The organism is Vibrio sp. TRT 2004 (genome assembly GCF_050113735.1).
GTDB lineage: Bacteria > Pseudomonadota > Gammaproteobacteria > Enterobacterales > Vibrionaceae > Vibrio.
Genome location: NZ_JBNJOH010000124.1, coordinates 1 through 1,287, shown reverse-complemented (window position 1 = coordinate 1,287; position 1,287 = coordinate 1). Strand labels below are relative to the sequence as shown.

Below are 1,287 nucleotides of genomic sequence, written 5' to 3'. Positions count from 1 at the left end.
CTGAAACTCAGTATGTTGTTTAAAAATGAAGCATTATGGGCTGGTATGCCTTTTCTCTGAATTAAGCAACAAAGCCCGTACTCTCAACAGTTCGCTTAGGCATGGAAGTTTTGCGGCATTCTGGCTACACAATAACAAGGGAAGACTTACTCGTGGCTGCAACCCTACTAGCTCAAAATTTATTCACACATGGTTACGCTTTGGGGAAATTATGAGGGGATCTCTCAGTGCATTGCCTCCAATTCCCATAATTTATTACGCCGATAATAACTTGGTGTAACCTTAAAAATGTACTTAAATCGACGTGTAAAAGATTGTTGGGAATCAAATTGATATTTTAATGCGATCTCAAGGATAGTTTTTTTCGTCAACCTCAACTCAACAGCCGCTTTCGTCAAACGACGAGCACGAATATAGCTAGCCAGTGTGACCCCTGTTACTTTTTTGAACAGCCGCTGAAAATACCACTTGGTATAACCCGCTTTATTCGCCACATCATCAAGCAGTAAAGACTGATCTAAATTATGTTCAATCCATAATAGAACATCTTTGATAACCGTTGTATGAAACTGCTTATCATCATATCTTAATTGGATGTTATTAGCTTTATTTTGATAGCGAGAATGCTGTTCAATATACATAAAATAACCTAAATGTTCTTAAGATTGTCACGACCACATCATCATGATACCATAAACATACTGACGGTATGTTATTTTAAATCTATCATGGAAAATAAAAATCATCAACAAGAAAATTTTAAGAGTACCTATCAATCACTGGTTAACTCAGCACGAATATTGTTTGTTGAAAAAGGCTATCAAGCTGTTTCAATAGATGAGATCTCGGGAAAAGCGTTGGTGACCAAAGGTGCCTTTTATCATCACTTTAAAAATAAAAAACAATTACTCAGTGCCTGTTATAAGCAGCAATTAATTATGATTGATGCCTACATCACAACAAAAACTGATTTAACAAATGGTTGGTCTGCCTTAGAAAGTATATTTGAACATTATCTTGATTATATTATTGATAATAATAAAAACCTTATCCCTATCCAAGAAGTGATGCCTATCATTGGTTGGAATGAACTTGAAAAAATTAGCCTTGAATACATTACTGGTAAGGTAAACGCCATTGTCAGCAAATTGATCCAAGAGAACCAACTTAAAGCTTATGATGATGATGTGCTTAAAAACTTACTCAATGGCAGGGCGAGCGCATGAGTGTCTAATTTTTACTCACCGAGCTCAATCCAGCACTCAACACCGCTTCCAGCATGGATGT

Annotated in this window: 2 protein-coding genes and 1 pseudogene; 2 read left to right on the top strand and 1 reads right to left on the bottom strand. The window is 36.2% G+C overall.

Features of this window, described 5'->3' with window-relative positions; genetic code table 11:
• Nucleotides 1–77 precede the first annotated feature (77 nt).
• A pseudogene (locus tag ACQEXR_RS20170) lies at nt 78–215 on the top strand (IS4 family transposase); the annotation flags it as partial.
• Between the two features lie 9 nt (nt 216–224).
• On the opposite strand, the gene ACQEXR_RS20165 reads toward ACQEXR_RS20170, so the two are convergent.
• Nucleotides 225–641 (bottom strand): helix-turn-helix domain-containing protein, encoded by a 417-nt coding sequence (locus ACQEXR_RS20165; protein WP_000275180.1) that lies wholly within the window; start codon nt 639–641, stop codon nt 225–227.
• Nucleotides 642–728: 87 nt separating this feature from the next.
• Here ACQEXR_RS20165 and ACQEXR_RS20160 point away from each other — a divergent pair, with 87 nt between their 5' ends.
• Nucleotides 729–1,226: a TetR family transcriptional regulator gene (locus tag ACQEXR_RS20160; RefSeq protein ID WP_427021038.1), complete on the top strand. Its 498-nt coding sequence runs from the start codon at nt 729–731 to the stop codon at nt 1,224–1,226.
• Nucleotides 1,227–1,287: the final 61 nt, after the last annotated feature.